Genomic DNA, 22,714 nt, shown 5'->3' with positions numbered 1-22,714 from the left:
GGGTCACGATGCGCGGGTCGCGCGCTCGCCGTCCATCGCGCGGCGCAGGCTCGCGGGGCGCATGTCGGTCCAGACGGTCTCGATGTGCGCGAGACAGTCGGCTTTCGGGCCGCTCACGCCGATCTCGCGCCAGCCGGCCGGCACGGGCCGGAACGTCGGCCAGATCGAATACTGTTCTTCGTCGTTGATGACGACCGTATAGACGAGGTCGTCGGTGTCGGCGGAAGGCGTCGTGGCTTGCGTCATGATCGGAAATCGCTGAGGCGGTTGAAGGTGGCGAAGCGGCGGTGTCGGCCGCTCCTGTCTGATAGACGATTGACCGGCGCGGTTTTTTACCGGCGGCGTGCGCGGCCGCCCAGGAACACCGGGCACGCGACGCCGCGATGGCACGCGTCGAGGCATTCCGCGCAGTGGCGCTCCGCGTCGCGCACCATGAAATGCACGAGCGTCTGCGACACGTTCAGCGCGCGCGCCGCCGTCTGCAGCGTCTCCTCGCGCAGCCGCACCATCTCGAAGGCGGCACGGCTGCGCGCCGGCAGGTCGTCGAGCGCGGCCCACACGCGCCGCAGCGTGTCGCGCGTCAGCAGCGCGGCTTCCGGCGTCGGCTCGGGCGACGGCACGTCGAAGCCGTCGTCCTCTTCCGTGTGATAGACGTTCTCGAGGCTTTGCCGGCGGCACGCGTCGATCGACGCATTGCGCACCATCCGCGTCACGTACGCGACCGGCTGGCGCACCGCGTCCTGGTTGGGGAATTCGACGAGTTTCACGAACACGTCATGCACGACGTCCTCGGCGCGGCTCGCACAACCGACGAAGCCGCGCGCGACATTGACGAGCATCGCGCGATGGGAGATCAGCACGTCGAGCAACGCACCCTGCGCACGGGGCGCCGCGGCACGGCGCGCACGCGGCGGCCGGTCGGGAAAATTGCCGAGGAACGGGTTCGCCGCTGCCGCCGCCGGTCGGTCGAGCACTTCCGCCATCGCCATCGATCTGCTCCGTCAAATTCCGAGATAGCGCAATTTAACGTAAACGCAAATCATTCTCAATACTATTACGAGATGACCTTTCCAGTTGTCAGGATTTGTCCGAATAATCGATGCAATCGTTGCGCGGACAGATAGGACGGGGCCGCCGGCGGCGCCGCACCGACACGATCTTTCACGCGTCTGTCGAAACGCCTGCGCGTGTCATGTGCGGTAGCAACTTATTACCACGTGAAATTTTGAGGGCTCGTACGATCGGGTTGCCGTTTCCAAGGGAGAACGACATGAAATCCATCGTGTTATCCGCCGTCATGGCGGGCGTGGTATCGAGCGTCATGCTCACCGGCTGCGTCGCCTATCCGGCGCCGGCCGAAGTCACGATCGGCTGGCATGGCGATCGTTACTGGGACGGACATCGCTACTGGGAGCGCCGTGACTGGGAGGCGCAGCATCCCGGTGACCGCCGGGACGACCGTCGCGACGATCAGCACCCGCAGCAGCAGTGGTGATGCCCTCCCCTTCCCGTAATTCGATCTTCAACAACAGGACCTCAACATGAAAACGCTACTCAAGACCCTGACCGTCGCGGCGCTCGCCGCCGCCGTGCTCGTGCCGGCGATCGCCGAAGCGCATCCGCACCGCGTGTGTCACTTCGATCATCACCATCACAAGATTTGCCGCTGGGTGCGGTAAACGAAACCGGGCGCCGGGGAACCGGCGCCGCTCCGTCGCGGTCCCGTCCGGTCGCGAAAATGACCGTGACGACCGCAGCAGGCTGCCGGACATCGCAGCCGCCCCGAAACCCTCCGATGCGAGGGTTTTTTGTTGCCCGCCGCCTGCGCCGGGATCAATAGATGAACAACCGGATCGTCGCCGTCGCATCGAATCGCCCGATCTTCGGCGGCCCGAACGACTTCAGCACCGCGTCCATCAGCACGCTCTGGTTCATCACGTTCGACGCGAACTGCGCCAGCGTGAACTGCTCGTTGAACGGAATCGCCTTGCCCGTGCCGTCTTCGATGCCGATGCCGAAATTGCTGTCCTTCGCGGGCACCAGCAAACCGTTCCGGACCGGATAGCTCGTTTCGAAGTACCCGTCGACGCGCACCGCGACGTTGCATTTCTTGGTCAGGGACAACGAGAACCGCTTGCGCGGCACCGCCGGCATGAAGCCGTTGCCGACCGCCTGCACCTGCCCGAAATTGACGATGCCCGGCTCGGGCGTCACGAGCACGTCGACAAAGCACGGCGTCGGCTTGAGATTGCTCAGGCCGCTCAGGCGATACTGGAAACTCGGGTTGATCGCGTTCAGCCCTTTCGCGCCGTCGAACTGGAACACCGTGTAAACGTCGCTTGGCGGCTGCACCCACGACCCGCGCTTGCGCACCACCACCTGGTAGGCAATGTCGATCGAAATCTTCGGGCACCGGCCGGCGTTCAGTTCCCGGTCCGTGCACGGCGGCACTGTCTTGCCCGTCGGTACGCCCGTGCCCGGCTGGTTCCCCGCACCGAAATAGTCGGTGCCCTTGTAGCGGATGCCGATCTCGAGCCCCCACCCGGCCGGGTTCTGCTTGTTCGGATTCGCATAGAACGAGATCGGGTCGGAAATGTCGATGTTGCCCTTACCGCCCAGATCCTTGAAGCAATAGCCCGTCGTATTGCGAACCGGCGACACCCAGATCACGTACCCGTCGGGCGCGTCGGTCGGATAGGACGCGACGCCGCCGATCGGCTCCGTCATCGATGTCGCGCCGCCGCTGGTCACGCAGCGCACCGCGAACGCCGGCTGCACGACGGCGACCAGCACGGCCAGCATCGCCCAGCGCAACCACGCCGTCATCGTTGGCGCGCCCTTTCGCATGCCCCCGCTCATTTCTTCACGCTCTTGCAAGCACCGGCCTCACACGCATACTCGACCGCCACCTGGCCGCCGTAGTCGTCCACATGCGTGACGAACAGCGTCGCCGGCGTCGCGGCCTTGAACGGCACGTCGGCCGTGCTCATCGGGCTCACCATCACCGGCTCCAGCGGCACATGCGTCTTCTGCGCACCCGAAGCCAGGTCGACGATCGTGATGTGATACGGCGTCGGGTTGTCGAACACCAGCTTGTGCGCGGCCGAATCGACCCGCAACGTCATCGGCAGCGTCCAGTCCTCGTCGCGCGCCGGCTGCACGGCCTTCGGCCGGTAGAACAGCTTCATCTGCGTATGCAGCGCGATCTGCAGCGTGTTCGGCGTATCCGTCTTCGGCGGCACTTCGCGGATGTTCAGGTAGAACACCGATTCGCGATCGGCCGGCAGTTCGGTGCCCGGCAGCTTCGCGATCCGCAGCACGTTGCGCTCGTTCGCCTCGACGCGCTGCAGCGGCGGCACGACCATCAGCGGCGACGTGATCTTGTTGCCCTTCGCGTCCTCGAGCCACGATTGCACGAGATACGGGTATGTCGTGCTCTTGTTGGTGATCGTGACGATCGCAGCCTGTTCGCCTTCGTTGAAGATCACGCGCGTGCGATCGGGCACGATCGCCGCCTGCGCGGCGCCCGCGAACAGCGCGCCGGCGGTTGCGAGCACACACCCTGCGCGCCGCGAAAAGGAAAGGGAGAAGGAATTTTTCATCGCTGGATCCGTGAATTCATCGTTCGACCCGTGCGGCCGCTGCATGCGACTCGCCGGGCGTCTGGCACGTCACCGGAATCGGCGTGCCTTCGAGTTGGAGCTGGTTCGGCAGCGTGTCGATCGTGCAGAGCGTGCGTTCGCCCGCCCGCACCGCCAGCGTCGATTTCGGCTGAACCTGGGTCAGGAACGCCGCACCGCCCTCGCCGACGATGCCGAGTTCCTTGCCGTTCGCCACGTCCTGCACCGATGCGCCGAACGGCAACGGCTTGCCGGCGGGGTCGGTCAACGTCAGGTACAGGTTGCTGCCGCGCGCGGCGGAAAACTTCACGAAGCCGATCGCGCCGTCGGTCAGCACCATGCGCTGGATCGGGTTCGTCACCTGCACTTCGAGCGGCAGCTTCTCGACGTTGACAGTCGCGTCGTACACGTTGTACGGCGAGATCCCGTCGAGCACCGCATAGCCGCGCGAATCGGTACGCGAGAGCGTGCCGGACAGCGGCACATCGGGCACGCCATCGGTCGACACCAGCAGGCGCGTATCGCCCGCATTGCCGTTCGCGTGCGCCGACACGCCGTATTGCGTCGCGACGAACGAGCCGTCGACTTCGAGCGAGGCGGCCGCGTACGCATTGGCGAGCGTCGACGCCTGCGCGGTCAGCTGGTACGCGGACGAGCGCTGGCGGTAGCTCGCGTTCGCCGACGCGCGTCCGTCGGTCGCGCCCGCGTTGATCTGGTAGGTGCGGCCATTCGGATCGTCGTAGATGTAGCCCGCATTCACGCTCGTGCTGCCGCTGCCCGTCGTCAGGTTCGACGTGACGGTGTGGCGGCCGCCGATCGGCAACGTCGCGGTGACCGAGACCTGGTTGCCGCTGGCACCGGCGCTCTGCGTACGGAAAGCCGACACGCTCACGTTCAGGTTGCGCAGCGTACCGATCGAGAACGCGCGCGTCAGCGTGAGGCCCACGCGCTGCTCGTTCGCACGTTCCCAGTAGGTCGTCTGGTCGTACGAGAAATAGGTCGATGTGTCGCCGAAACGCTTCGACAGCGTCGCCGAGTAGCGCTGCTTGCTGTTGGCGAGGCCGTACGCGGTCGGGTCGCCCGAGAACTGCGCGAAGTTCGTGTATTCGCGCTCGGAGAAGCGATAGCCGAAGAAACGCACGTCGGCATCGAGCCCGTCGAAGTGCTTCGAATAGTTGATGCGGTACGAGTTGCCGTTGCGGGTCGCGCCGTTCCACCACAGCGTCGCCCGCGCATGCGTGACGTCGGCCGACAGCGCGCCGAACGCGCCGAAATCGCGGCCCAGGCCGAGCGCGATCGACGTATAACCCGACGCGGCGATGAAGCCGCCGTACGCCGTGACGTCGAACGGCAGGCCGTAGGCGATTTCACCGAAGCCGAAGAACGGCGTGATGCCGGCGCCGCCGAACTGTCGCGGCTTGCCGACGGCGGCCTTGTAGCGCAATTGCCCGGCGCGCGCGAGGAACGGCACGGCGGCCGTCGTCACCTGGAAGCGCTGCACGCTGCCGTCCTCTTCCTCGACCGCGACGTCGAGCGTGCCCTGCACGCTCGTATTGATGTTCTGCAGCGCGAACGCGCCCGGCGACACGCGCGTCACGTACAACACGCGGCCCGCCTGCGAGACCGTCACGGTCGCGTTGGTGCGCGCGACGCCCGAGATCAGCGGCGCATAGCCGCGCAGCGAAGGCGGCAGCATGCGGTCGTCGCTGCGGATCGACGCACCCGTCAGCGCGAACGTGTCGAAGATGTCGGAAGTCAGGTAGTCGTCGCCGAACGTCACCGTCGACTGGATCGACGGCAGCGCGCGAAAGGCATAGAGCCGGCTGAAGCGGAACGTGCGATCCGCGTAGGCCGTATTGCCCACGTTCGATTGCGCCTGGTAGTCGCCGCGAAAGCGCCATGCATCCCAGTTCGCGCCAACCGTCCCGTAGGCCTGGATCGAATTCGTCTGGCTGCCGCCCGTACCGAAGTTGCGGTTCGTGTTCGCGATCACGCGATAGTCCAGCATCGCGCCCGGAATCCCTTCGGACCAGCGCGACGGCGGCAGGTAGGTCGTGTCGGTGAACTCGAGCGCGGCCTGCGGAATCGTGATCTTGAGCCGCCCGTCGCTTTTCAGGTAACGCACGGTCGCGCCCTCGATCGCGCCGAGGTCGACGCAACGTCCGCCCTGGAAGCGCGGCAGGTCCTTCAGGAGCGACGGCTTCAGCCCGAACTGCGCGACGAGTTCCGGCGGCAGGCACGGCTTGCCCGCCCCCGACGTGTCGACGGCGATGAACTCGATCGCCTGCAGCCCGTAGAACAGGTCGTTGACCTGCACGTCGAGCATGTACTCGCCGGGCAGCGTGAAGTCCGCTTGCGAGAACTGCGACAGATCGACGTTGTTCGAGCCGTCGATGTTCAGGAACGACGAATTGAATTCCGTCGCATGGCTCTGGCTGCTGACAACCAGCACGGAGACGCAAAGGAAGGAATGTCTGATTCGCACGCGGCGCTACCGGAAGTCCAGGGAAGGGGGAAAAGGAGGAAAAACGAACGAGGAAGGGTGTGCACACCCTTCCCCGGTACGGCGGCTTACTGGTAGCGGACGGTGAAATTCGCGACGCCTTCGGCGGTACCCGGCGTCACGCCGGCCGCGGTCGCTTCGTACATGGCGGCGAAGCGTGCGATGTTCGTGCCGTTCTGCAGCACGGTCGGCGCCTTCTGCTCGGCGCCGTTGTCGAGGTATTCGCCCGACGCGGCCTGCAGGCGGATGCCGACGTTGGTTGCCGAACCGATCGTCGCGAGCAGCTTCGGCTGGCCTGCGCTCGACGTGCCCGTGAACGTGAAGTACGCGTTCTGCGCGACGCTCGTGTCGCAATCGGTCAGCTGGATGTCGAACTTGGTCGGCGTGGACTTGTCGCCGGCCTGCTTGAACACGTTGGTCGGCACCTTGCCGAGGTTCACGGTCTGGTTGACCGAACCCGAATCGATGCCGCATGCGCCCGCGACGATCTCGCCCGTGAAGTTGATCGTGCCGGTGCCCGCTGCGAAGGCCGAGGTCGACAGGGCCGCGAGTGCGACAGCGGTCAGGAGGGATTTTTTCATGACGTTACCCGTAAGGAGTGCAAATGGAGTAGATGACGTGGCGGACACAAACGGCAGCGCGTGGTTGGCTTCCGTCCGTCACGAGGCGGCATTATCGAGATAATCATGAAAGTTTTCTGTAAATCATTGTCAAATGCTTCTGACAATCTTCGATTTACCCCTCCAAACCCGCACCATTTCCCACCCGTTTTCAATCCCGAGATTTTTATCCGCAGTCCTTTTTTATTCCATGGAAGCAATTGAAGATTAAAGACATTTTCGATCGACAGGCGCCGCCAACCCGCTCCTCCTTGCTGGCAAGGGCTCCAGGAAAATCATCCGGGAAAAAGACAAAATCTTGTCCAACACCGCCATCGTTGCCTGGCGACAACGCCAATATCAAATCATTTTCAACAAACAGGAAATTAACTCGCGATTCAATCAATATGATTCTTTCGCGCAAACGATTGCGATACGAATGCAAACGTTTTGCTGCGACACTTTGCCACCCTCATTATTTCCAATATATGGTTAATTCGATTGTCAATTCCGGATCGTAAATCGCCCATATGAACGGTCGCCGGAACCCGACATCCGGACCGCATTGCATGGGAGAAAGAAGGAGAAATGACCCGCACACGTTTGCGCGGGATGGCGACACGAGCGGTCGCAAGACGAGGGCCGTTCCGGAGCGCGTATATGCGCGTTGCCGCAGGATGAGGAACGTCCTGGCCGGCCTGTCAGTGGGGAACGCTATCGCTGGAAAGCGGTATGGATCGAAGGAAGCGGCGGCGGCACGCCGAAGCGTACCGCCGCCGTCATGCCGCCCGGTGCGTTGTCGCGTCAGGCGACGGGCATTACGCGGAAGCCGCGGCCTCCGCCGACGCCGGCGACCAGCCGCCGCCGAGCGCACGGTACAGCGTGATCGCATTCGCGAGCCGGAGCTGCTTGAGCCGGATCAGCTCCTGCCCCGACTCGTACGTGCTGCGCTGCGCGTCGAGCAGTTCGAGATACGTCGCGACACCGCCCGCGTAGCGACGCTCCGCGAGCTTCAGCCGCGCGCCGTCGGCCGCATGGACGTCCTGCTGCGCGGCAAGCTGGCGATCGATCCAGTCACGCGCGGCGAATGCGTCGGCCACTTCGCGGAACGCGGTCTGCACCGTCTTCTCGTAATCGGCAACCGCGATGTGCTTGCGCGCGTTCGCGACGTCGAGGTTCGCGCGATTGCGTCCGCCCGCGAAGATCGGCAGCGTGATGCGCGGCGCGAACGTCCACACGCTCGTGCCGCCGGCAAACAGGCTCGACAATGTGTCGCTGACCGAGCCGTAGTCGCTCGTCAGCGTGATGCGCGGGAAGAACGCCGCGCGCGCGGCGCCGATCTGCGCGTTGGCAGCCTTGAGCCGCGCTTCCGCCTGCCGGATGTCCGGCCGCCGTTCGAGCAGCGTACTCGGTGCGCCGGGCGCCACCGGCGCGATCGACAGCGTATCGAGCGCGGTCGTGTCGCCGGGTACGTTGCGCGCGAAGTCGCCCGCGAGTAACTGCAGCGCCCGCACGGACTGCGCATGATCGCGCTGCAGCGCGGCCTGCGACGCGCGCGCGGAGGCCACCAGCATCTCGGCCGAGCGCAGCTCGATCGCATCGCTCGTGCCGGCCGTATAGCGCCGCTGCGTGAGCGCGGCCATGCGTTCGCGAGCCTCCAGCGTGCGCTGCGCCAGCGCGAGTTGCTCGTGCAGCGAGCGCTCCGATACATAGGCGAGCGCCACGTCGGCGATCACGCCGATGCGAACCGTGCGTTGCGCGTTCGCCGTCGCGAAGTATTCGGCGAGCGCCGCGTCGGACAGGCTGCGCACGCGGCCGAACAGGTCGAGCTCGTACGCGCTGACGCCGACGCCCGCGCGATACAGCCCGCTGATCGCGCTTTCGCGCACGACCGGGTCGTACTGTCGCGCACGGTCGTAGCCCAGGTTCGCATCCACCGACGGCATCAGGTCCGCGCGCTGCACGCCGTACAGCGCGCGCGCTTCCTCGAGACGGCCGGCCGCGACCCGCAGGTCGCGGTTGTTCGCGAGCGCCGCATCGATCCACGCCTGCAACGCGGCGTCGGTAAAGTAGGTGCGCCAGTCGTCGAGCAGCGCGGCGTCGGCGGGCGACGCCTCGGCCGCCGGTGCGGCACTGTCGTCGACCGGCGCATAGGTCGCCGGCACCGGCGCCGCCGGCCGCTCGTAACGCGGCGCGAGCGTGCAGCCGGCCAGCGCGAGCGCGGCGGCCAGCGCAACCTGAACCCGCAGCGCGGCGCGTGCATTCAGCGCAAACATCATTGAGAACCCTCCATCGCCGCCGGCTGCGCCCCGCCGCGCCGGCGCGGGCCGACGTCGAACAGGCGGCCGACGATCACGAAAAACAGCGGGACGAGGAACACCGCGAGCACGGTCGCCGTGATCACGCCGCCGAGCACGCCGGTGCCGATCGCCATCTGCGCGCCGGACGCGGCGCCCGATGCAAACGCGAGCGGCAGCACGCCGACGCCGAACGCGAGCGACGTCATCACGATCGGCCGCAGCCGCAGGCGCGCGGCCTCGAGCGCCGCGTCGACGAGCGACATGCGCTGCGCGACCAGGTCCTTCGCGACTTCGACGATCAGGATCGCGTTCTTCGCGGACAACCCGATCGTCGCGATCAGCCCGACCTTGAAGTAGATGTCGTTCGGCATCGCGCGCAGCGTGACGCCGAGCACCGCGCCGATCACGCCGAGCGGCACGACCAGCATCACCGCGAACGGAATCGACCAGCTCTCGTAGAGCGCCGCGAGCGCGAGGAACACGACGAGCACCGACAGCGCGAACAGCATCGGCGCCTGCGCACCCGACAGCCGCTCCTCGAACGACTGCCCCGACCACGAGAAGCCGGTGCCGGCCGGCAGTTTCGCGGCGAGCCGCTCGATCGCGGTCATCGCCTCGCCGCTGCTGTGGCCTGCCGCGGCCGCGCCGTTGATCGTGAACGACGGATAGCCGTTGTAGCGCGTGAGCTGCGGCGGCCCCATCGTCCAGTGCAGCGTCGTGAACGCCGCGAGCGGCACCATCTCGCCGCGCGTGTTGCGCACGCGCAGCTTCTTCACGTCGTCCGGATCGAGCCGGTGCAGCCCGTCGGCCTGCACGACCACGCGCCGCACCTGCGTGCCATGCATGAAGTCGCCGATATAGTCGGAGCCGAACATCACCGCGAGCGTCGTGTTGATCTCGTCCATCGACACGCCGAGCGCGGACGCCTTCGCGCGATCGATGTCGAGCTTCAACTGCGGCGCGTCCTGCGTGCCGGCGAACATCAGGTCGGTCAGCGCCGGATCCTTGCGGCCCGTCGCGAGCAGTTGCTCGCGCGCGGCGCTGAACGTCGCATAGTCGAGCCCGCCGCGGTTCTGCAGCCGGAAGTCGAAGCCGCTCGACGAGCCGAGATCGGGCAGCGCCGGCGAGTTCATCGCGAACACCGTCGTGTTCGGCGTGCTCGCGAAGCGCTCGTTGATGCGCGCGACGATCGCCTGCACGTGAGCGTCTTCACTCTTGCGCTCCTTCCAGTTCTTCAGCGTGACGAAGATCATCCCGCCGTTCGGCCCTTCGCCGTACAGGTTGAAGCCGCCGAGCGCATACGTGAACGCGGCCGGCTCGTCGCGGCGGATGGCCGACTCGACCTCCCGCACGCTCTGCATCGTTTCCGCGAGCGGCGTGCCTTGCGGCCGGATCACCATCACCATGAAATTGCCCTGGTCCTCGTCCGGCAGGAACGCGGTCGGCAGCTGCGTGAGCATCAGCGCCGCGGCACCGGTCAACGCACCGTATACGACGAGCCAGCGCACCGGCTTCTTCAGCATCGCGCCGACGCGCGTCGCATAGCGCTTCGTCGCGTGTGCGACGAAGCGGTTGAACCAGCCGAAGAAGCCGCGCTTCTCGTGATGGTCGCCGGACACGGGCTTGAGCAGCGTCGCGCACAGTGCGGGTGTCAGCGACAGCGCGAGGAAGGCCGAGAAGCCGATCGACACCGCGAGCGACAACGCGAATTGCCGGTAGATGTTGCCCACCGCGCCGCCGAAGAACGCCATCGGCACGAACACCGACGTCAGCACCACGGTGATCCCGACGATCGCGCCGCTGATCTGCTTCATCGCCTTGACGGTCGCGTCGTAGGGTTGCAGCCCCTCCTCGACCATCAGCCGCTCGACGTTCTCGACCACGACGATCGCGTCGTCGACGAGGATGCCGATCGCGAGCACCATCCCGAACATCGTCAGCACGTTGATCGAGAAGCCCGCCGCATACATCACGCCGAACGTGCCCGCGAGCGCGACCGGCACGACGAGCGTCGGGATCAGCGTCGCGCGCAGGTTCTGCATGAACAGGAACATCACGAGGAACACGAGCACGCCGGCCTCGATCAGCGTCGTGACGACCTTGTTCATCGACACGCGCACGAACGACGACGTCTCGTACGGGATCTGGTACTTCACGCCCGGCGGAAAATACGCGGACAGCTCGTCCATCGTCGCGCGCACGCGCTTCTCGGTGGATACCGCGTTCGAGCCCGGCGCGAGCTTGATGCCCATCCCGGTCGCGACCTTGCCGTTCACGTACGACGGATAGTTGTAGTCGTTGCCGCCGAACTCGACGCGCGCGACGTCGCGCAAATACAGCGCGGAGCCGTCGGCCTGCGTGCGCAGCGCGATCGCGCCGAAATCGGCCGGCGTCTTCAGCGGCGCATCGGCGAACACGGTCGCCGCGATCGGCGCACTGGCCGGCACCGCGCTGCGGCCGATGTCGCCGATCGTCACGCGCGCGTTGTGCGCGCGCACGGCCGACGCGATATCCGACGCGGTGAGGCCGTGCCCGGCCATCTTCACCGGGTCGGGCCAGATCCGCATCGCGTACTCGGCGCCCCAGAACTGCACCTTGCCGACACCCTCGACGCGACGCAGCGCCTGCACGACGTTCGCCGACGCATATTCGCCGAGCTGCACGGCGCTCATCCGTCCGTCGTCGGACGTCAGCGACACCACGAGCTGAATGTTGTCGGCGGCCTTCTCGACCTGGATGCCGTCGCGCCGCACCGGTTCGGGCAGCCGCGCCTCGACCGTCTTCAGCCGGTTCTGCACTTCGACGGCCGCGAGATCGGCGTTCACGCCCTGCTTGAACGTCAGGTACAGCGATGCCGCCCCGGCGCTGCTGGTGGCCGACGTGTACAGCAGCCCCGGCGCGCCGTTCATTTCGCGCTCGATCAGCGCGGTCACCGATTCCTCGACGACTTGCGCGGACGCGCCCGGGTACGTCGCATAGATGCTGACGACGGGTGGCGCGATGTCCGGGTACTGCGCAACGGGCAGCGCGCGGATCGCGAATGCGCCGCCCAGCATGATGAAGATTGCGATCACCCACGCGAAGACGGGGCGATCGATGAAGAAACGTGCCATGGTGGTGTGGTGTTAACCGGTCAGGTTTGACGGGCAGCCGCCTGCGAAGCGGCCGCTGCCGGCGCTGCCTTCGACGGCGGCGCCTTCTCGACGGGCTTGACGGCCGTATCGGGCGCGAACTGCGCGGCGTTGTCGACGATCACGCGCTCGCCGCCCGCGAGGCCGCGCGTGATGCGCCAGTCATGGCCGCTCATCTGGTCGGCGGCGACCTCGACGTCCTTGACCTTGCCGTTCGCGCCGACCACGCGCACCGACGTGCGCTCGGCCGTGCGCAGCAACGCATCGCGCGGCACGAGGATCGCCCGCTGGTCGACCGCCGTGTCGAGCGCGATCCGCACATACGCGCCCGGCAGCAGCTCGCGCTCCGGATTCGGGAACAGCGCGCGCATCGCGACGGTGTCGGTGGTCGGATCGACCGCGAGATCGCTGAACAGCAGCTTGCCCTTCAGCGGATACGCGGTGCCGTCGGCGCGCAGCAGCGTCACCGCGATGTCGTGCTGCGCGATGCCCGTCGCACGCCCGCTCTTCACCGCGCGGCGCAGCGCGTCGACATCGGCGGCCGGCTGCGAGAAGTTCACGTAGATCGGATCGAGCTGCTCGACGGTCGTGAGCGGCGTCGCCTGGTCCTGGCCGACGAGCGCGCCTTCGGTCACCAGCGCACGCCGTGCGCGGCCCGCGATCGGCGCGGTGACGGTCGCATAGTCGAGTTGCAACTGCGCGCGTGCGAGCTCCGCCTTCGCGGAAGTCACGCCGGCCTTCGCCTGCGTGTCGTCGGCCACCGCCTCGGTATGGTCGCGCTCGCTCACCGCGCGATCGCGCACGAGATCGTCGTAACGGCGGCGCTTGTCGCTCGCCGCAAGCGCGGCGGCCTGCGCCTTCGCGAGCGCACCCTGCGCGGCGTCGCGCGCGGCCTTCAGCGGCGCGGGATCGATGCGGAACAGCACCGCGCCCTGCTTCACTTCCTGGCCTTCCTCGTAGGTGCGCGCGGTCACGATGCCCGCGACCCGCGCGCGTACTTGCGCCTGCCGGTACGCATCGAGCCGGCCCGGCAATTCGACGGTCATCGGCACGGCCGTCGGGCGCACCGTCACGACCGTTGCCTGTTTCGCGGCCTCCGGCGCGGCGTCCTGGTCGCCCTTTCCACATCCGGCCAGGGCCAGCATGGCCGCCAGCGCGAACGGCGCCAGACGGTGGCGCAACAGGGAGCGATTGTTATTCATGTGTGACCTCGGATCGTTCGCCACCGATAAAATGCGGCGGCTCAGGGTGGCCGATTATAATCAGTCACGACTGATTAAATACACACCGCTTCAATCTGACCGTCACACTGTCTCAATAAAACGACAGCGAACTGTAAGGAATTTCAGGACATGGCCCGCAAGACCCGCGAAGAATCGCTCGCCATCAAGCACCGAATCCTCGACGCCGCCGAGCTCGTGCTGCTCGAGAAAGGCGTGGCGCAAACCGCGATGGCGGACCTCGCCGAGGCCGCCGGGATGTCACGGGGCGCTGTCTACGGCCACTACCGCAACAAGATGGAAGTGTGTCTCGCGCTGTGCGACCGAGCGTTCGCGCGCACGTCGGAAGGCTTCGACGCGGGCGAAGGGCTGCCCCCGCTCGCCACGCTGCGGCGCGCCGCATCGCACTATCTGCAGGAATGCGGCGAGCCGGGCCCGATGCAGCGCGTGCTCGTGATCCTCTATACCAAGTGCGAGCAGAGCGAGGAAAACGGCGCGCTGCAGCGGCGCCGCATGCTGCTCGAATTGCAGATGCTGCGGATCACGAAGGCGCTGCTGCGTCGCGCGATCGCGGCCGGCGAAGTCGCCGCCGATCTCGACGTGCACCTGGCCGCCGTCTATCTCGTGTCGCTGCTCGAAGGCGTGTTCGCGTCGATGATCTGGACCAACCGGCTGCGCGGCAACCTGTGGACCGACGCCGAGGCCATGCTCGACGCCGGCTTCGACACCGTGCGCACGTCCGCCGCCTTGCGCATCCGCGCGCACAAATTGCCGGACTGACGAAAATTGTCGTAATAAATGCTGATTTAACCCAATTTGCCGCACTGCGAAACGAATGAGCTGACCCCCTTTAAAATTTTTAACGTTTTGCGGAACATCGGTAGACTGACGCTGTCATCTTTCTTTAGCGTCTTCGTGATAACCGGGTTCGACCCGGAATGCACGCCGCCGTTCGAAGCGGGCCCGCCCCGCGCGTTGGGTCGAACGGAAACAAAACAGGCCCCTGGCGGGGCCTGTTTTGTTGCACGCCCGCCCGCCCCGTCGCTGCCCGACGGATGTGCCGCCGGCGGTCCCTGCCCACACCCCTTTGAACCGCTTTCCTGGATGTGGACACCTTGGTCAAGCCTGTCGCTACCCCTGATGCTTTCGCGCCCGGCCGCGCGCAGCGCATTGTGCGCGCGCTCGTGCCGGCCGCCGTGCTCGGCGCCCTCGCCGCACTCGGCCTCGCCGCGCTGCCGGCCGTGTCGCAACTGCCGGGCGCCGTCGACTCGGGCACGGCCGCGCTACCGCAGCGCGTGCTGTCGGACACACCGTTTCCCACCGCGCAGCATTTCGTGACGAGCGAGCTCGCCCGCACGCTCGGCGAGCGCAACGATGCCGGCGAACGCAACGACCGCAGCCAGCAGCCGGGCCTGTTCGCGCCGCTCAGCGCGCACCGCAACGACATGCTCGGCTATGCGAACCTGTTCCAGTTCGCGGCCCCCGAAAGCCAGCACGGGATGCGTGCGGGCAACATCGAGCTCACGCTGTCCGATACGTTGAACCGTCTCGACGTGCCGCCCGAGGTGCGTATCCAGCTCGGCGATCTCGTCAGCGGCAAGGTCGCGATGCGGGCAAGCGCGCAGCGCGGCGACTATTACCGCATCGCGTTCGACACGAACGACGGCACGCCGCGCGTTACCGCACTCGAACTGCGCGTCGCCGGCCGCACGTTCGGCGCGATCTGGTTCCGCGCACCGGGCGCCGAGCACGGCGCGTACTACACGCTCGACGGCTCGCCGCTCGAAGCCGCCGCATTCACGATGCCGGTCAAGTGGACGCGCATCAGCTCGTTCTTCGGCGAGCGCGTCCATCCGCTGTCGCAGGCGATGGCGTTCCACACGGGCGTCGACCTCGCGGCACCCACCGGCACGCCCGTCGACGCAGCGGCCGACGGCGTCGTATCGTTCGTCGGCACCGATCCGGGCGGCTACGGCCGCTACGTGATCGTCGATCACGCCGACGGTTACTCGACGTACTACGCGCACCTGTCCGCGTTCGCACGCGGCCTCAAGACGGGCGAGACCGTGAAGCAGGGCCAGCGCATCGGCTCGGTCGGGATGACGGGCGCCGCGACGGGCCCGCACCTGCACTTCGAGGTGCGCGTCGCGAACAATCCGGTCGATCCGCTCGTCACGCTCGCGAGCGCACAGACCGCGCTGTCCGACATGCAGCTCACCGCATTCCGCCAGGAAGCGGCGCAATGGCGCTTCCGCCTCGCATCGATCAATACGGCGCCGTTCGCGTTCGCGCAGAACGACGGGCCGCTGTGGGGCGATTTCGCGACCGATTCATCGACGCTACGCGCAGTCTTCAATACGCATTACTCCGCGTCGTGACGCCCGTGCCGCGCGCAGTTGCCCGGCGGGTAGCGGCGCGCGCAGCCGGCGTTCTACCTTCCTTGTCCCTGCCCCTGCCCGCCGGGCCTGACCTGCCTGGCACGCAGCCCGCTGCACCCATTCACCGACACTGCCTCGTCGGCAGTTCAAAAACGGCCGCGGCATGCCGTCACCGCGCGGGTTCCGTATCCCCGGCCGCCGCGTGCGTCGCGCGCTCCGTACGCGGGCGCCGCGACAGCAGCCAGCGTGCCGCGCCGTCGAGCGACGTGCACAGCACCAGATAGATCAACGCGACGAACAGGAAGATCGGCGCCGGATACACCATCAGCCGGTTGTTCACCTGCGTCGCGACGAACGATAGCTCCGGCACGCCGACGATATACGCGAGCGACGTGTCCTTCACGAGCGCGACCCACTGGTTGACGAACGACGGCGTCATGATCCGGATCGCCTGCGGCAGCAGCACGTAGCGCACCGTCTGCCAGCGCGTGAGCCCGAGCGACAGCCCGGCCTGCCATTGCCCGTCGCCGGCCGCGACGATGCCCGCATGCACCGCGTGCGCGAGATACGCGCCGCCGATCAGCGCGAGCGCGCATACGACCGTCGCGAGCCCCGGCACGTCCATGTGCAGCACCACGGGTATCAGGAAGTAGGTCCAGAAAATCAGCATCAGCACGGGAATCGCGCGGAAGAAGCCGATGAACGCAAGCAGCAGCACGCGTGCTGGGCCGCGCGCGAGCGCCATCGCAACACCGAGCGCGATGCCGAGCACGGCCGACACGACGGCCGACGCGATTGCGAGCAGCAGCGACAGCGCGGCGCCGCCGAGCGGTCCTTCCGGGAACGCGCCGACGAGCAGGTACGGCAGATTGGCGAGCAGCAGCGAAAAGTCCATCGTCAGCGCCCCGCTCCCAGCCGGTCGCGCCATTGCGTGGCGGCATACGCGCCCGCTTCGATCGCGGCCACCGCCGCAACGTACAGCACGGTCGCCACGCCGAATGCCGCGAACGTCTTGAACGTCTCGGTCTCGACCTGCCGCGATGCATACGACAGCTCGGCCACGCCGATCGCCATCGCGAGCGACGAGTTCTTCACGAGATTCATGTATTGGCCGAACAGCGGCGGCAACGCGATGCGCACCGCCTGCGGCAGCACCACGTAACGCAGCGACTGCATCGGCGTGAGGCCGAGCGCGGCCGCCGCATCGTGCTGCGCGCGCCGCACGCCGCGCAAGCCCGCTTCGCACTCCTCGGCGACGAACGCGGCCGTATAGGCGCTCAGCCCGACCCAGCCCGCGACGAATTCGAACGACGGCCATGCGAGCGTGAACGGGCCGATGCTCAACGCATGGCGCGCGTTGAGCCACGCGATCCACGTGTCGGGCAGCAACGACGCGACGCCGAAATACCAGAACAGCAACTGCACGAGCAGTGGCGTGTTGCGAAACGTGACGACGTACGCGGCCGCCACCGTGCGCAGCCCCGGGCCGCGCGCATGCCGCATGACCGCGAGCAGCAGCCCGCCGGCGGTCGCGAAGACGGCCGACGCGGCCGCGAGGCCGAGCGTCAGCAGGAAGCCCTGCCAGAGCCAGGACAGATATTTGGGAGCCAACCCGAGCATGCTGTGTTGCGGGCGCGAAGCGCGCGATCGGAAGAAAACGGAAAGCGCCGCGAGGCCGGTGGCCCGGCCGGTTGCGGCGCGCGTGCGCTGCGGATCAGGTCTTGTCGCCGATCCGGAAGATGCGCGTGAGCGGCGTCTTCGTCGTCGGCCCGAACCATGCGTCGTAGATCTGCCCGGCACGGCCGTTCGCCTCGAGCCCCTTCAGCGTATCGTTGACGAAGCCGAGCAGGCGCGTCTCGCCCTTCGGCACGCCGACGCCCATGTAGTCGTTCGAGATCGTGAACGCCGGGATCTCGTAGTTCTGCTTGTCGGGCACGTTCGCGAGCAGCCCGATCAGCTTCGGGCCGTCCTGTGTGATCGCCTGCACGTTGCCGGCGCGCAGCGCGGCAAACGCGAACGGCGTGTCGTCATACGCGACGATCGTCGCCTTCGGGAATTTCTCGCGCAGCGTGATCTCGTTGGTCGTGCCCTTGTCGGCGCCGACGCGCAGCGTGTTCAGCTGGTCGGCCGATTTCAGCACGCCCTTCTTCGCGAGAAACTGCTGGCCCGACGAGAAATACGGAATGCTGAAGTCGACCTGCTTCGCGCGTTCGTCGGTGATCGTGAAGTTCGCGAGCACGAGATCGACCTTGCCGGACGTCAGGAACGGGATGCGGTTCGCGGGGTTGGTCGGCTGGAGTTGCAGCTTCACGCCGAGCTTGTCGGCGAGCGCCTTTGCATAGTCGACGTCGAGGCCGACGATGTGATTGCTTTTGCCGTCGACGTAACCGAACGGCGGGTTGCTGTCGAATGTCGCGACGCGCAGCACGCCGGCTTTCTTGATGTCGTCGAGACGGTCCGCATGTGCGACGGTGCTTGCAGCGATGAGCGCGGCCCCGGCGAGCCACGTAGCGAGCGTGTGGATTTTCATGAGCACGACCTGATTTGTTATGAAGGCCGCCGCGGATCGCGCGGCGGCCCGGTTTGAAGAACATCGCGACGGAGCGTGCCGTCGCGAAGCCGCTAACGTATCAGCGCGTGCGGCGAATCCGAACCAACAAATGGTGCTTTGCTCAGCGGGTTTCGTGATGAAGCGGGGCCGGCCCGATCGCAAAGCCGCCCGTCGCGTTCACGGAAAAGTAAACGAGAATTCCGCGCCGCCGCCGGCATAGCCGGGCTGCAGCTCGGCGTCCGCACCGGTACGAATGTACTGCGCGCGCAACGGCATCACGGCCATGTCGCCGGTGCGACGCATCGGATACTGGGTGGCCGTACCCGGCTCGCCGTACGCAATCCGCTCGCCGGTCAGCGCATTCGTCATCACGATGTTGAACCCGCGCGCGACCGTCTGCCCGGCCGGCGCGCTCAATTGCAGCAGCGTCTTGTCCGGATTCGGCTGCGCGGCCTTGTCGCGGAAACTGATCGACGGCTTTGCCGCTGCCGCGCACTGGCTGAGCGCGATATCGAAACTGACCGGCTTCGACATCGCATTCACGCTGGGAAAATTGCTGATCGCGAAATTGCCGAGCGTCACCGGCACGATCATGTTCGACTGGATCTCGCAGCGGTTCGGCACATGGATCTCGCACTCGCTGCCGATGCAGACGTTGCCGACGCCGACAAAGGTCTTCACCTGCTTGCACAGGTTGGGCGGCGTTGTCTGCCCCGGCACCGTCACCGTGCTGCCTATCGATGCGGCGCCTTTCGGAAAGTCGATCGCATAAATCGCGACGGTCGGATTGCCAGGCAGGTTCTTGATGATCAGCTTGCCCTGCGGCAGTTGCGAGACAGGCTTGTCGAGCACCAGAAACTGCCGGAAGCGCATCATCCGTATGTCGCTTCCGGCTTCTCCCGATCGAGTGAGTTCGGTCTTTGCGGTTACCATCGGCAGTGCATCTTGCCGCAGCGTGCGTTCCCCGCCGTCGTCGGACACGCCGGCCCATTTGAAGCCGATTCCGCTCACATTCGTCTGCGCCACACCGTCTGCGATAACGCTGCCCGGCATCCAGTGTGCGGCACTCGTCAGTTCGCGCGCGGCCGGTGCGGGGCCGTACTTGAACGAGACCATCAGAGAAACCGTGCGTTGATACAGGATCGCGCCGACCGGCGTCGTACTCGTCAACGGCGTGATCATGCGCCAGGATGACGCGTCGGGATTGCTGAACGTGCAATCCAGCGCCATCGCGCCACTACCGCCTTGCGCCATTGCGTGCGTGGCGAATGCAAGAACCATGTACCCCGCCGTCGCCAGGCGACGCATCGCCCGGCCGACTCGCGCGAGCCGGCGCCATCGAATCGTCTTCATGCTGCCCTCCCGTTGAACCGGCGGCGGGCGCCGGTCATGCTCGCCCGCCGCCTGCTGCATTACTCGATCAAACCGAGATTGAGGCCCGCAATCTTCTGCAGCGCAGCCTCGCCGGACGCGATGCTGTTGCGGAAGATGCCGCGGTTGATGCCGACGAGGCCGCCGAAAGTCTGGTTCGACGCCCCGTTGACCCGCCCGCTTGCGGCAGCGCGCTCGACGAGCCCCGCATTCAGGCCGACCAGGCCGCCGAGCGTCGCGCAGTAACCGGCGCTGACCGTCCCCGACGCCGACGCGTCGCGCACCGTGCCGAGGTTTTCGCCTGCGAACCCGCCCACCGTGCTCGACGAGCCGCCCGTCACGTTACCGGTGGCCGATGCGGCCTCGATCGTGCCGAACCGCGTGTTGGCACCGGCGAAGCCGCCCACCGACGCACTGGTGCCGGCCGACACGTCGCCGCTCGCATCGACGTCGGCCAATTCGGCCTCGTTGCTGCCGACGAAGCCGCCCGTCTTGCTGTAGCTGCCGCCCGTCGTCTTGCCGCGTGCGACCGCGTGAGCAATCCGGCCGCCGAGATGACTGCCGACGAACCCGCCATTGGCACCCTGGCCGCCCGTTACCGCGCCATGCGCTTCCGCCATGTCGATGAACGCGTTGTCGCTGAGGTTGATGCCGACGAAACCGCCCGTCGAACCCGCCGACGCGCTCGAGACGGCGCCCAGCGCCCGGCTGTCGGCCACCTTGCCCTGGTTCAGCCCGACGAAGCCGCCGACTGCCTGCGCGTATCGGCCGTCCACTACACCGCTCGCGCTCGAACCGGTGATCGCGCCGGTATTGTTGCCGACGAATCCGCCTGCCGTGCCGCTCGAGCCGCCCGTCACGCGCCCCAGGGCCGATCCGTCGACGATCGTGCCGAGCAGGTTCGAACCCACGAGTCCGCCGACATTCACGTCGGCGAGATACGCGCCGGATGTGGTGCCGCGACTCGTCGAGCGCAGGATTTCACCTCCCCGGTTCACGCCGACGAGACCGCCGATCGACGCGCGGTTCGAGGAACCACCGGAAACGGTCGCGTTGGACTCGCTGTCGGACACGATGCCGGCAGACCGATCCAGTTGGTTCTCACCGACCAGCCCGCCGACGGCATTCGACATGCCGTTGCCCGTTACCGATCCCGAAAACGATGCCCGGGAAAGCTCGCCGCTATTGATGCCGACCAGACCACCCAGCGCATTGCTGCGGCTGGCGCCGGCACTCACCTGCATGTCCGTCGCGGTCACGTTCGAGATCTTGCCGGCGTTTTCGCCCACCAGCCCGCCGATGGCCACCGGACCGACGCCCGACGCGGCGCTGACACGCAACGACTTCAGGTTGAGGTTGGCCAGCGTGCCGATGTTGCGGCCGAACAGCCCGGCATACGCATCGCTGCTCGCGATGGAGAGATTGCTGATCGTGTTGCCGAGGCCGTCGAACACGCCGGCGAACGGCGTGACCGAACCGATGGTCTTGAACGCGGTACCGTAATAGGAACCGGCGATGGTGTTGCCGAGCACGTACAGCCCGTTGAGATTCGCATTGATAGCCTGCAGTTGCTGCAGATTCTGGATCACGGTATAGCGATAGCCGTTCGCTTCGAAACCGGCACCGGCCCCCGACAACGTCACGGCCGCACCGCCCGCGAGCGAGTGCGCGACACCGTAGTCGAGCGTCAGCAGCGCGTTCGCGCCGGTCAACGCAATCGGGGCCGCGATCCGCACGTTCTGCTTCGCGTCGATGGCCACACGCGCATTCGCGCCCGTCGCGCGCAGCGCGCCGTTGACCGACACGTCGCCCTGCCGGCTGGCCAGCGTCAACCGGTTGCCGCTGGCCCACGTCACCGGCCCGTCGACCGACAGTTGCCCGCGTCCGGCGACCAGTTCGACATCGGTGGTCGCGAGATTGCGCGACAGCGTGTCGGCCACGATCGTACCCGGCTGGTTGGCGCCCGCCTTGACCGACACATCGGACGACGCGATGCGCCAGGTGCCGACACGCCCGTTGGTCGCGCGCGTGTCGACCATCGCGCCGAGCGCCACCTTCACGTCGGCGCCGCGGGTTTCGACCGTGCCGCCGTTGCCCGGCGCCGTTGCGCTCGCGTTCAGCACGCCCGCGACGTTAACGGTGCCGGCGTCGTGACCGTCCAGCGAAATTCGGCCCGCGGCATTCCTGAGCGTGCGCGCCTCGATGACGCCCTGGTTGTTGACCACCGTGCGCAGCAGCGTATCGGCGGTCTTCGCGCTCATCAGCACCTGCCCGCCGTCGGCCCTCAGCAACTGCTCGTTGCTGACCAGCGCGTTGACGATCCCCTGGTCGATCTGCACGCTGAGCAGCTTGCTGCCGTCGAAGTTCAGCGTGGCGTCGCTGCCCGCACCCAGCGCGACGGTGCCCATCTGCGCCTGGACGATCCCCTTGTTGACGACTTTCGCGCCAAGCAGCGCGATCCCGCCGCCGTCGGCCGCCACGAGATTGCCAAAGTTCTGGACTTCGCTCGGAGACTGGCCGGAAAACCGGTAGCGGCCCGCATCGAAGTCTTCGTTCCTGATATCCAGCGTCGTCGCCACCAGGCCGCCGACATTGACCTGCGCGTTCTTGCCGAACAGGATGCCGTTCGGGTTGACGAGGAACACGCGGCCGTTCGCGTCGAGACTGCCGTGGATTGCGCTGCCGTCCTGGCCGACGACCCGGTTCAGTGCGATCGATGCCGCGGACGGCTGGTTGAACGTGACGCGCTGCCCTTTGTCGATGTTGAACGTTTGCCAGTCCGTCACCAGCTTGTCGCTATGCTGGTTGACCGACATCTGCTGCCCGTTGTCGTAACGGTGAATATCGCCCTTCCCCGAGATGATCTTCTCGCCTGTCGGCAGCGCATGCACGGACGTCGTCGCGCCGCCGGCGAGCAGCGCCAGCACCGCGACGACACGTGCGCGCGTCGCGGACTTGCCATGCCGGCGCACCCGTTCGCCAGCGACCTGCCACTCGCCCTGCGCGTCGTTCCATATCAAAGAATAGGTCTTGTTCACTTT

At 66.7% G+C, this 22,714-nt stretch carries 19 protein-coding genes; 4 read left to right on the top strand and 15 right to left on the bottom strand.

Translation table 11 applies throughout. From position 1 onward, the window contains the following. Positions 1 to 3 precede the first annotated feature (3 nt). Together LGN17_RS30045 and LGN17_RS30040 are read right to left on the bottom strand one after the other, a co-directional pair. Positions 4 to 246: an MbtH family protein gene (locus LGN17_RS30045; RefSeq protein WP_175955417.1), complete on the bottom strand. Its 243-nt coding sequence runs from the start codon at positions 244 to 246 to the stop codon at positions 4 to 6. Positions 247 to 332: 86 nt separating this feature from the next. Then, positions 333 to 989, bottom strand: a complete 657-nt coding sequence (locus LGN17_RS30040) for an RNA polymerase factor sigma-70 (protein WP_226200679.1) — start codon at positions 987 to 989, stop codon at positions 333 to 335. Positions 990 to 1,270: 281 nt separating this feature from the next. Here LGN17_RS30040 and LGN17_RS30035 point away from each other — a divergent pair, with 281 nt between their 5' ends. Both LGN17_RS30035 and LGN17_RS30030 read left to right on the top strand, forming a co-directional pair. Then, complete coding sequence (locus LGN17_RS30035; RefSeq protein ID WP_226200678.1) at positions 1,271 to 1,495, top strand: hypothetical protein; 225 nt, start codon at positions 1,271 to 1,273, stop codon at positions 1,493 to 1,495. Between the two features lie 46 nt (positions 1,496 to 1,541). Next, on the top strand, positions 1,542 to 1,679 hold the full coding sequence (locus tag LGN17_RS30030; RefSeq protein WP_175955423.1) for an HHHH-motif protein: 138 nt from the start codon (positions 1,542 to 1,544) through the stop codon (positions 1,677 to 1,679). A 154-nt stretch (positions 1,680 to 1,833) separates the two neighbouring features. Here LGN17_RS30030 and LGN17_RS30025 read toward each other — a convergent pair whose 3' ends face one another. From LGN17_RS30025 to LGN17_RS29990, 8 genes are all read right to left on the bottom strand, one after another. Continuing rightward, positions 1,834 to 2,859, bottom strand: a complete 1,026-nt coding sequence (locus LGN17_RS30025; protein WP_226200677.1) for a fimbrial protein — start codon at positions 2,857 to 2,859, stop codon at positions 1,834 to 1,836. Beyond that, the gene (locus LGN17_RS30020; protein ID WP_226200676.1) at positions 2,856 to 3,602 is read right to left on the bottom strand and encodes a molecular chaperone; all 747 of its coding nucleotides are present in this window, start codon (positions 3,600 to 3,602) and stop codon (positions 2,856 to 2,858) included. Before LGN17_RS30020 ends, LGN17_RS30025 begins: the two co-directional genes overlap by 4 nt. A gap of 16 nt (positions 3,603 to 3,618) precedes the next feature. Beyond that, positions 3,619 to 6,072, bottom strand: coding sequence for a fimbria/pilus outer membrane usher protein (locus tag LGN17_RS30015; RefSeq protein WP_226200675.1), 2,454 nt, complete (start codon positions 6,070 to 6,072; stop codon positions 3,619 to 3,621). A 119-nt stretch (positions 6,073 to 6,191) separates the two neighbouring features. Then, positions 6,192 to 6,704: a fimbrial protein gene (locus LGN17_RS30010; RefSeq protein WP_226200674.1), complete on the bottom strand. Its 513-nt coding sequence runs from the start codon at positions 6,702 to 6,704 to the stop codon at positions 6,192 to 6,194. A gap of 205 nt (positions 6,705 to 6,909) precedes the next feature. After that, complete coding sequence (locus LGN17_RS30005; protein ID WP_226200673.1) at positions 6,910 to 7,167, bottom strand: hypothetical protein; 258 nt, start codon at positions 7,165 to 7,167, stop codon at positions 6,910 to 6,912. A 373-nt stretch (positions 7,168 to 7,540) separates the two neighbouring features. Continuing rightward, positions 7,541 to 8,998 (bottom strand): efflux transporter outer membrane subunit, encoded by a 1,458-nt coding sequence (locus LGN17_RS30000; RefSeq protein WP_226200761.1) that lies wholly within the window; start codon positions 8,996 to 8,998, stop codon positions 7,541 to 7,543. Beyond that, a complete protein-coding gene (locus LGN17_RS29995; protein WP_226200672.1) occupies positions 8,998 to 12,135 on the bottom strand; it encodes a multidrug efflux RND transporter permease subunit in 3,138 nt (1,045 codons plus the stop codon). Before LGN17_RS29995 ends, LGN17_RS30000 begins: the two co-directional genes overlap by 1 nt. A gap of 20 nt (positions 12,136 to 12,155) precedes the next feature. Next, positions 12,156 to 13,355 carry a MexX/AxyX family multidrug efflux RND transporter periplasmic adaptor subunit gene (locus tag LGN17_RS29990; protein WP_226200671.1) on the bottom strand — a complete coding sequence of 400 codons (1,200 nt, stop codon included), beginning with the start codon at positions 13,353 to 13,355 and terminating at the stop codon, positions 12,156 to 12,158. A gap of 150 nt (positions 13,356 to 13,505) precedes the next feature. On the opposite strand from LGN17_RS29990, the gene LGN17_RS29985 reads away from it, so the two are divergent. Further along, complete coding sequence (locus LGN17_RS29985; protein WP_174980006.1) at positions 13,506 to 14,153, top strand: TetR family transcriptional regulator; 648 nt, start codon at positions 13,506 to 13,508, stop codon at positions 14,151 to 14,153. 335 nt (positions 14,154 to 14,488) lie between these two features. Then, positions 14,489 to 15,751, top strand: coding sequence for a M23 family metallopeptidase (locus LGN17_RS29980; RefSeq protein ID WP_226200670.1), 1,263 nt, complete (start codon positions 14,489 to 14,491; stop codon positions 15,749 to 15,751). 169 nt (positions 15,752 to 15,920) lie between these two features. Here the strand turns inward: LGN17_RS29980 and LGN17_RS29975 are convergent, their stop codons facing one another. The 5 genes from LGN17_RS29975 to LGN17_RS29955 form a co-directional block, all read right to left on the bottom strand. Continuing rightward, positions 15,921 to 16,646 (bottom strand): amino acid ABC transporter permease, encoded by a 726-nt coding sequence (locus tag LGN17_RS29975; protein WP_226200669.1) that lies wholly within the window; start codon positions 16,644 to 16,646, stop codon positions 15,921 to 15,923. Between the two features lie 2 nt (positions 16,647 to 16,648). Next, a complete protein-coding gene (locus LGN17_RS29970; protein WP_175955442.1) occupies positions 16,649 to 17,371 on the bottom strand; it encodes an amino acid ABC transporter permease in 723 nt (240 codons plus the stop codon). Between the two features lie 94 nt (positions 17,372 to 17,465). After that, a complete protein-coding gene (locus LGN17_RS29965) occupies positions 17,466 to 18,281 on the bottom strand; it encodes an ABC transporter substrate-binding protein (protein WP_175955443.1) in 816 nt (271 codons plus the stop codon). Between the two features lie 198 nt (positions 18,282 to 18,479). Beyond that, positions 18,480 to 19,655, bottom strand: a complete 1,176-nt coding sequence (locus LGN17_RS29960; RefSeq protein WP_226200668.1) for a fimbrial protein — start codon at positions 19,653 to 19,655, stop codon at positions 18,480 to 18,482. Positions 19,656 to 19,714: 59 nt separating this feature from the next. Next, a complete protein-coding gene (locus tag LGN17_RS29955) occupies positions 19,715 to 22,711 on the bottom strand; it encodes a GLUG motif-containing protein (protein WP_226200667.1) in 2,997 nt (998 codons plus the stop codon). Positions 22,712 to 22,714: the final 3 nt, after the last annotated feature.

The sequence above is a fragment of the Burkholderia sp. AU30280 genome, from assembly GCF_020420125.1.
Lineage (GTDB): Bacteria > Pseudomonadota > Gammaproteobacteria > Burkholderiales > Burkholderiaceae > Burkholderia.
The sequence above is the reverse complement of the archived record's forward strand: the minus strand, read 5'-3'. Positions and strand labels throughout refer to the sequence as shown.